Origin of the sequence: Burkholderia sp. BCC1996, from assembly GCF_905339955.1 — a bacterium.
GTDB lineage: Bacteria > Pseudomonadota > Gammaproteobacteria > Burkholderiales > Burkholderiaceae > Burkholderia.
The window spans coordinates 218,765-226,771 of the sequence record NZ_CAJPHM010000012.1 but is presented as its reverse complement, the minus strand read 5'-3'; the positions used below and the strand labels follow the sequence as shown (position 1 = coordinate 226,771).

Sequence of the window (8,007 nt, the reverse complement as noted above, 5' to 3'; positions counted from 1 at the left end):
TTCGCGCATGAAGTGGCGCGTCGAGTTGTACTGGTATTCGAACGGCAGCTTCGGTCCCTTCGCGAGTGTCGCGTACAGGATCGTCGCGTTCGGGTTCGCGAGCAGCAGCCCGGTCGGATTGCCGGCCGCGTCGCGCAGGATCGTGCCGCCCGGCGGCTCGGGCGTGTCCTTCGTGTAGCCGACCACGCGCAGCGCGGCCGCGTTCAGCAGCGCGCGATCGTAAAGATGCAGGATGAACACCGGCGTATCGGGCGCGGCCGCGTTCAGTTCCTCGATCGTCGGCAGGCGCTTCTCGGCGAACTGGTGTTCGGTAAAGCCACCGACCACGCGCACCCATTGCGGCGCGGGCGTGATCGCCACCTGCCGCTTCAGCATGTCCATTGCAACCGCGAGCGACGGCACGCCGTCCCAGCGCAGCTCCATGTTGTAGTTCAGGCCACCGCGAATCACGTGGCAGTGGTTGTCGATCAGGCCGGGCAGCGCGCTGCGGCCGCCGAGATCGACGATCTTCGTCGCGCGGCCCGCGAGCGGCATGACTTCCGCGTCGCTGCCGACCGCGACGAAGCGGCCGTCCTTGATCGCGACGGAGGTCGCGACGGGGTTCGCGCGGTCGAGGGTCGTGAATCGTCCGTTGTGGAGGATCAGATCCGGTTGAGTCCCGGTTGCGGTCATATGCATCACCTCGCTTCGATCAGAAGCCAAAGAGCTGTTTGAGGGTGGGGATGGCCTGCACGCCGATCACCATGCCGAGCAACCCGACAAGGGCAATCAGTGGCGGTGCCGGGGAGCGCACCTTGATGGCGCTGTAAATGACACCGATCAGCAAGCCCGCACCAAGGGAAACCAGATAGGGTTCCATACGATCAATTTCTCGGACTGGTTGGAGAGCAGGTCCTGACGTCCCGGCCAACACGCCGCGGACGGCATCCGTGATTCGTTCACGGTCCGCCGTCCGCGGCAACGGCGCCGGTGCGGCGCGTTCGCATCGAACCCGCCGCACCGGCATCGACGGTCGCAGACCGTCCGCGCTTACTTCGCCGGAACGGCCGGGATCGACTCGTGCGGCGTCGCGGTGCGCTGCGGTGCCTTGTGGACCATCGTGTACGCGTAGTCGACGCCCATGCCGTACGCGCCCGAATGCTCCTTCGCGATCGCCATCACGGCGTCGTACGTCTCGCGGTGCGCCCAGTCGCGCTGCCATTCGAGCAGGACCTGCTGCCACGTGACGGGCACCACGCCGGCCTGCACCATGCGCTGCATCGCGAAATCATGCGCGGCCTGCGTCGTGCCGCCCGATGCGTCGGCGACCATGTAGATCTCGTAGTCGCCTTCGAGCATCGCGCACAGCGCGAACGTCGTGTTGCAGACTTCGGTCCACAGGCCGGAGACGACCACCTTCTTGCGGCCGTTCGCGGCGAGCGCGTCGCGCACCTTCTGGTCGTCCCACGAGTTCATCGACGTGCGCTCGAGCGTCTTCTGGTTCGGGAACACGTCGAGCAGCTCGGGATACGTGTGGCCCGAGAAGCTGTCGCTTTCGACGGTCGTGATCGTGGTCGGGATGTTGAATACCTTCGCGGCCTTCGCGAGGCCGACGACGTTGTTCTTCAGCGTCTGGCGATCGATCGACTGCACGCCGAACGCCATCTGCGGCTGCTGGTCGATGAAGATCAGCTGGCTGTTGTGCGGAGTGAGTACTTCAAGCTTCGGGTTGCTCATGGCGGTGATGTCCTTTGACGCGGAGAAAAATGCGGCCTGCCTCGCCGACCCATGCGGGAGGCAGCCAATACGCTGTGCCGGGAGATTCGACAGCCAGCCGGCATCATTCAATACGCAAATTCCCGATCACGCCAATTAATCATTCTGATTCGCGCGGGCCGCGACGCTCAGGCTTAAAAGATCTGAATTTCGTTGAACCGAACCATGGTGAACGCGAAGACCTGATAGGCTGGTCGCGGACTGCCGAAGCGACGCCGGATCGGTAGTTATCCGTATTTTTTACACGGCCGCCATTTCACCCGGATCCCATGAAACCGTACACCGCCTCGCTGTTCGCCGGCCTCCTCGCCGGTATCGTCTATGCGCTGATCGGCGTGCCGTCGCCGGCGCCGCCGATCGTCGCGCTCGTCGGCCTGCTGGGCATCCTGGCCGGCGAACAGATCCTGCCGGTCGCACGGCGGATGTTCAGCGGTATCCGGCTCGGCACCGCGTGGCGCGATGCGAAGTGCAGCCAGCACATGTTCGGTGCGCTGCCCGGTGCCCACGCACCCGACACCGCCGCGACGCGCCGCGATTCGACGCCGACGTGACGCCGACGTGACGCACGCCCGTTGACCGGATGCAGCCATGCCCGTCCGCGGGCATCGCCACGCCGTCGTGTTCCTTCGATCACGGCGGTGCCACGCGGCGTGGCCCGCGCCATGCCGTTGCATCCCGCCGCCCGGCCGCGCGATGGATCGTCCTGAACGGTATTGGATCGAGCGGCGCTTGACGCTAACATGGCAGCCCGACGTCCCTCCGTGGAATTCGCCATGAAGCTGTCATTCGAAGCGCTCGAAGCACTGGACGCGATCGACCGCACCGGCACGTTCGCCGAAGCCGCCGAACTGCTGCACCGCGTGCCGTCCGCGCTGACTTACCTCGTACAAAAGCTCGAAAGCGACCTCGACGTCGCGCTGTTCGACCGTAGCGGACGCCGCGCAAAACTCACGCACGCGGGGCGCGTGGTCGTCGAAGAGGGCCGCCGGCTGCTGCATGCCGCCGAACAGCTCGAACGCAAGGCGCAGCGTGCGCAGCAGGGCTGGGAAACCGAGGTCCGGATCTGTGTCGACGAGATCCTGCCGTTCGAGGCGATGTGGCCGTACGTGCACACGTTCTACGGTCTCGAGATGGACACGCGGCTGCGACTGTCCACCGAAGTGCTCGGCGGCACCTGGGATGCGCTGATTTCGCGCCGCGCGGATCTCGTCGTCGGCGCCACGGGCGAGCCGCCCGAGCTGCCGGACATCGTGGCACGGCCGATCGGCACGCTCAGGCACGTGTTCGCCGTCGCCCCCACCCACCCGCTCGCGGCGCTGCCGGAACCGCTGTCGCTGGCATCGGTCGTCGCCCATCGCGGCGCGGCGATCTCCGATACGTCCCGCGAGCTGCCGCCGCGTTCGATCGCCGTCGACGCGGGGCAGCCGTATCTCGCCGTCCCTACCCTCGCCGCCAAACTGGCCGCTCAGTGCGAAGGACTCGCGGTGGGCACGCTCCCCGAGTGCATCGCGGCACGCGCGATCGCGCAAGGCAAGCTGGTCGCACGCCAGGTGACCGGCATGCGCGACACGACCCAGTGCTACCTCGCGTGGCGCGGCGACGAGGCCGGACGCGCGCTGCACTGGTGGGTCGAACAACTCGACCGCCCGGATCTCGTCGACCGGTTCACCGCGCTCGCCTGAGCCCGCCCCCTTCGCGACCGCGACCGCCATCGCCCGCCGCCCGCCGCGTCAGCCGAACGAATCGTGCAGGCGCTTCATCTCCTTCTCGAGCCACTCGATCAGGCTGAACGACGCATGCGCGCTCGCGGCCGGCGGCATCCTCATCTTCTCCTCGGTCGCGATGTGCTCGGTGAGCGATTCGCACATCAGCCGCCCCAGTTCGGGCTTCCTCGCGAGCAGCGGCGACAGGTCGCGACTGCTCAGCTGATAGGACGTCACGGCCGTCACCGCGTAGACGCTCGCATGCAGCTGCGTGCCGGCGAGCACGACGGACTGGCCGATCGCGTCGCCGGGCGCCATCCGCCTGACTTCCGTGTTGCCCGTCGCGCCGGGCACGAACACCGCCGCGACGCCGGCCGCGACGATCGTCAGCAGGCGCGCGTCGGAGTTCGACGCGTAGATCACCTCGCCCTTGTTGAACACGCGTGACGCGAGCGCATCGGCCAGTATCGCCAGGTCCGCGTCGTCGAGCTGCCTGAACAGCTCGACCGCGCGCAGCAGGCGTTGCCCGCGCGACGCCGGACCGGGTGCCGCCGGTGCGCCCGTCAGCGGGCGCAGCGCGACGTCCGCGGCAGCGAGATGCCGGTGGGCCAGATCGTAGAGCCGGTTGCGGACGTCGATCTTTTTCTGCAGCGAGTCGACGTAACAGACGAGTTCGTATTCGATCGAGTTGGTCCTGAACGCCTTGACGACCGGGATCGGCGCCGGACTCGCGAGCACGTCCAGCGAACTGGCCGCGGCATGCGCGAGCGCATCGACGACGACCGCGGGCCGCGCTTGCGGGTCGAGCTCGATCGTCAGCGTCACGCCGTACACGTTCGCCGGTTCGCTCAGGTTGACGATCGCCGCCTTGGCCGCGACGCTGTTCGGCACGACGACCAGGTTGCCGAGGCTGTCGATCAGCTTGGTCGCGCGCCAGTTGCTTTCGACGACGCGCCCTTCCAGCGCGCCGATCGCCACCGTGTCGCCGAGACGAAACGGCTGCGTGGTATTCAGCACCAGGCCCGAGAACACGTCGTTCAGCGTGTTCTGGACCGCGAGCCCGAGGATGACGGCGACCGCCCCCGACGTCGCGACCACGCCGCTGAGCGGCAGCCCGAGCACGTAGCCCAGCGCGGCGACGGCGGCCGCGCCGAACACGGCGCCCGCGGCGATATCGTGGAACAGCCGCTGGTTGCGCCATGCGCGCGGCAGCAGCAGATGATCGAGCATCAGGCTGAACACCAGCGCGCACTGCAGCCACCATGCGACGCCGATCACCTGGATCGCGAGCCGGTCGAACCTGTCGGGCGACGGCGGCACCGCGAGCGGGCTCACGCCGGTCGAGAACAGCACGTAGGTCAACGCTGCGAACGATGCGCAGCGCCACACGGCTTTCGTCGTCGAACGACCGCGCCCGAGCAGCCGCCAGGCGATCAGGTCGGCAAGAACGATCGGCGCGCCGTAAGCGACCGTGACGGACAGGTTCGGCATGCTGGAATGGGCTGAGGGCGTGCTTCGCGACGGGCGGGGACCCTGCGCCGGCAGTCGGTGGCGTCGCGACAGCGATGAGCGGACAGTCCCCGCGCATGCAATGTAGACGCGCCGGCCGGCCGGGTCCTGTGTTCGGCCTGAAACGTTCTGAATGCGCGGTCGGCGCGCCGCGCTACGCGTCGCGCGGCGGCAGTTCGGCCTCGCCCGACTCGAACCCGAGCGCGTGCACCGCCGACCATGCGTCGTGCGCGATCTGCGTCGGCCCCGACGTGTGCGCGAGCGCGGCCGCATACGCGGCCAGCAGCCGCACGCGCGCGTCGGCGCACGCGGGCGTGTCGTCGAGATCGCGCATCGCGTCGAGCGCCGTGCGCGCCCGTTCGCGACACTCGTCCACGAGCGACAGGTCGAACAAGCACGGCACCGCGACCGCCGCCAGCGCGATGCCGACCCGCGCGTCGCCGTTCGGCGAAAACGCCCAGTCGAGCGCCGCGCGCAGATTGCCGAGTTCGCGCCGGATCACGTCGAGCCGCGATTCGACGAGCCGCCCGCCGGTGTCGCCGGGCGCCAGCCTGAACAGCGTGTGGAAGTAGTTCGCATGCGCGCGCGCGGCGGCCGCGCATTCGCCGTTGTTCTCGAGTTGCTGCAGCGCATAGGCGCGCGTCGTGGTCAGCAGCCGGTAGCGCGGCGCGCCGTGCGTGCTCTCCAGGCTCAGCAGCGATTTCGACACGAGGCCCGCGATCGTGTCGAGCAGATCCGCGTCGGTCAGTCCCTTCGTGCCGACGATCTCCCGCACCGCGTCGATCGAGAAGCCGTCCCGGAACACGCCGAGCCAGCGCAACAGCAAACGTTCCGTGTCGCCGAGCAGGCGGTAGCTCCAGTCGTACATCGCCTGCAGCGTCTGATGACGCGGCAACGCCGTGCGAAAACCACCGGTCAGCAACCGGAAATGGTCGTCGAGATGCGCGGCGAGCACGTCGATGCCGAGCACGGCCGCGCGCGCCGCGGCCAGTTCGATCGCGAGCGGCAGGCCGTCGAGACGCCGGCAGACCGACGCCATCAGTGACAGGCTGCGTTCGTCGAGCGGAAAGCGCGGGTCGGCGGCGCGGGCACGCGCCGAGAACAGCTGCACCGCGCTCGCGCCCGCGGTCTCGCGTTCGTCCGCGCCCTCGCCGGGCACCTCGAGCGGCGGGACCGGACACAGTCGTTCGCCCTGGATGCGCAGCGCCTCGCGGCTCGTCGCGAGGACGCACAGGCCGGCATCCGCCTCGGTCAGCGCGGTCGCGATCCGCGCCGCAGCGTCGAGCAGATGCTCGCAATTGTCGAGCACCAACAGCATGCGCCGATGCGCGACGCTGGCGAGCACCGCTTCGAGCGTCAGCGATCCCGCCGGCTGCACGAGCTCAAAGGCGCCGGCCAGCGCGTCGGGCACGAATTGCGGACACGCCACCGTGGCGAGCGATACGAACGCGGCGCCATCCGGAAAGCTCGCTTCGGCGCGCATCGCCGCTTCGAGCGCAACCCGCGTCTTGCCGATGCCGCCGGCACCGACCAGCGTCACGACGCGTGCGGTGTCGAGCGCGGCCAGGACCTCGGCGACCGTCTGTTCCCGGCCGATGAGTTCCGTCGGGGCAAGCGCCAGCCGCGACGTCGCGCGACGCACGGGCGCCGAGCGCTCGGCTTGTCCGCCAACCAGCCGGTAGCCGCGCCCCGGCACCGTGACGATCAGGTTCCGGTCCTCCGCGAGTGCCTTGCGCAACGCGGCGACGTGCACCTGCAGGTTGTTTTCCTCCACGACCGTGTGCGGCCACACGCGCTGCATGATCTCGTCTTTCGATACCAATGCGCCGTTCGCCCGAATCAGGAGTTCGAGAATTTCGAATGCGCGACTGCCGATTCTCAGCAGTTTGCCGTTCGAGCGAATTTCACGTCTGTCGAGAAAGACGTGAAGCGTTCCAATCCGGATCATGTGAATTTCTAATCGTTTCCATTCGTTGATGCCCTGTCAGGAATGACACCGCCGCGTTGCCAATGCTACGGCATTCGCTCCGATCAATGATTCAAATTATCAGAACCCAATGGACAAATTTTTTGAATCGATGAAAACCTCGAGCGGCCGAGGCACGCCGTTGATGCGCGAAATAGTGATTCACCGATGAACCCGTTTCATGCGACAGAACTTCGTCATTCCGGATTCGTTTCTGCAACCCGATCATTTGCCGTGGCGATTTGAATGAATTGCATTTCCACTTCGGGAAAAATGACTCGCGACATTTCGGCAGAACCGATTCCAGATGTGCCGAACGGTCGATTTTTCCGTTCAGAACGATTCAGGCCGCGCTCAAGACATTCAGCCGCGCGGCGCGAGACGATGTGGGCACCGGGCGAGCGCCGTCACGCCGCGAGGAGGACGACCATGGGGCACCGTATCGCCGGCATCCCGATTCCCGACAGCGCGCTCGCGCGGGAGGCGGCCGCGACCGTGCGCGCCAGCGGGCCTGAACTCCTGTTCCGGCATGCGATGCGCGTGTTCGCGTTTGCATCGGTCATCGGCACGCGTCGCGGCATCGCCTTCGAGGCCGAACTCCTGTACGTCGCCGCGCTGTTCCACGACATCGGACTGACGGAACGCCACCGGCACTCGCGCCGGCGCTACGAAGTCGACGGCGCGAACGTCGCGCACGCGTTCCTCGGCAGATACGGCGTCGCCGCGGAAGACGCGGCGGAGGTTTGGCGCGCGATCGCGCTGCACACGAGCTTCGGCGTCCATCCTTGCATGACGCCCCTGACCGCGTTGCTCGGCGCGGGCATCGAGACGGATCTCTTCGCGCTGCATTTCGACGAAGTCAACCGCGCCGAACGCGACGAGATCGTGCACGCGTGGCCGCGCGGCCCGTGCTTCAAGGAGCTGTTCCTCGAGGCGCTCGCCGCGGGCACCGCGCATCGCCCCGAGACCGCGTTCGGCAACGTCGTCGCCGACGTGCTCGAGCGTTGCGACCCGGACTATCGTCGGACGAATTTCTGCGGCCTGGTGCTCGGGTCGAAATGGGCGGAGTGAGCG

The 8,007-nt window shown here is 67.5% G+C and carries 8 protein-coding genes; 3 read left to right on the top strand and 5 right to left on the bottom strand.

Annotated features, from left to right (window positions below; genetic code table 11):
- The 3 genes from U4Z64_RS19630 to U4Z64_RS19620 form a co-directional block, all read right to left on the bottom strand.
- On the bottom strand, nt 1-672 hold a 672-nt coding region (locus U4Z64_RS19630; protein ID WP_321820713.1), incomplete at its 3' end, for an amidohydrolase family protein.
- Between the two features lie 19 nt (nt 673-691).
- Nucleotides 692-859, bottom strand: coding sequence for a DUF1427 family protein (locus tag U4Z64_RS19625; RefSeq protein WP_044847131.1), 168 nt, complete (start codon nt 857-859; stop codon nt 692-694).
- 170 nt (nt 860-1,029) lie between these two features.
- Nucleotides 1,030-1,716 carry a hydrolase gene (locus tag U4Z64_RS19620; RefSeq protein WP_044847130.1) on the bottom strand — a complete coding sequence of 229 codons (687 nt, stop codon included), beginning with the start codon at nt 1,714-1,716 and terminating at the stop codon, nt 1,030-1,032.
- Between the two features lie 308 nt (nt 1,717-2,024).
- Here U4Z64_RS19620 and U4Z64_RS19615 point away from each other — a divergent pair, with 308 nt between their 5' ends.
- Both U4Z64_RS19615 and U4Z64_RS19610 read left to right on the top strand, forming a co-directional pair.
- The gene (locus U4Z64_RS19615) at nt 2,025-2,306 is read left to right on the top strand and encodes a XapX domain-containing protein (RefSeq protein WP_044847129.1); all 282 of its coding nucleotides are present in this window, start codon (nt 2,025-2,027) and stop codon (nt 2,304-2,306) included.
- 222 nt (nt 2,307-2,528) lie between these two features.
- Nucleotides 2,529-3,437: a LysR family transcriptional regulator gene (locus U4Z64_RS19610; RefSeq protein ID WP_044847128.1), complete on the top strand. Its 909-nt coding sequence runs from the start codon at nt 2,529-2,531 to the stop codon at nt 3,435-3,437.
- Between the two features lie 48 nt (nt 3,438-3,485).
- Here U4Z64_RS19610 and U4Z64_RS19605 read toward each other — a convergent pair whose 3' ends face one another.
- Nucleotides 3,486-4,949: a mechanosensitive ion channel family protein gene (locus U4Z64_RS19605; protein WP_321820712.1), complete on the bottom strand. Its 1,464-nt coding sequence runs from the start codon at nt 4,947-4,949 to the stop codon at nt 3,486-3,488.
- Between the two features lie 172 nt (nt 4,950-5,121).
- The gene (locus U4Z64_RS19600; RefSeq protein WP_321820711.1) at nt 5,122-6,915 is read right to left on the bottom strand and encodes an ATP-binding protein; all 1,794 of its coding nucleotides are present in this window, start codon (nt 6,913-6,915) and stop codon (nt 5,122-5,124) included.
- Nucleotides 6,916-7,362: 447 nt separating this feature from the next.
- Between U4Z64_RS19600 and U4Z64_RS19595 the strand changes: the two genes are divergently transcribed.
- Entirely contained in the window at nt 7,363-8,004 is a 642-nt protein-coding gene (locus tag U4Z64_RS19595; protein ID WP_321820710.1) for an HD domain-containing protein, read from the top strand.
- The last annotated feature ends 3 nt before the right edge of the window (nt 8,005-8,007 follow it).

Excerpts from the sequence above, each read along its gene's own strand:
- U4Z64_RS19625 (WP_044847131.1), bottom strand. The coding sequence starts at position 859 with ATGGAACCCTATCTGGTTTCCCTTGGTGCGGGCTTGCTGATCGGTGTC.
- U4Z64_RS19595 (WP_321820710.1), top strand. The coding sequence starts at position 7,363 with ATGGGGCACCGTATCGCCGGCATCCCGATTCCCGACAGCGCGCTCGCG.
- U4Z64_RS19610 (WP_044847128.1), top strand. The coding sequence starts at position 2,529 with ATGAAGCTGTCATTCGAAGCGCTCGAAGCACTGGACGCGATCGACCGC.
- U4Z64_RS19600 (WP_321820711.1), bottom strand. The coding sequence starts at position 6,915 with ATGATCCGGATTGGAACGCTTCACGTCTTTCTCGACAGACGTGAAATT.
- U4Z64_RS19615 (WP_044847129.1), top strand. The coding sequence starts at position 2,025 with ATGAAACCGTACACCGCCTCGCTGTTCGCCGGCCTCCTCGCCGGTATC.
- U4Z64_RS19620 (WP_044847130.1), bottom strand. The coding sequence starts at position 1,716 with ATGAGCAACCCGAAGCTTGAAGTACTCACTCCGCACAACAGCCAGCTG.
- U4Z64_RS19605 (WP_321820712.1), bottom strand. The coding sequence starts at position 4,949 with ATGCCGAACCTGTCCGTCACGGTCGCTTACGGCGCGCCGATCGTTCTT.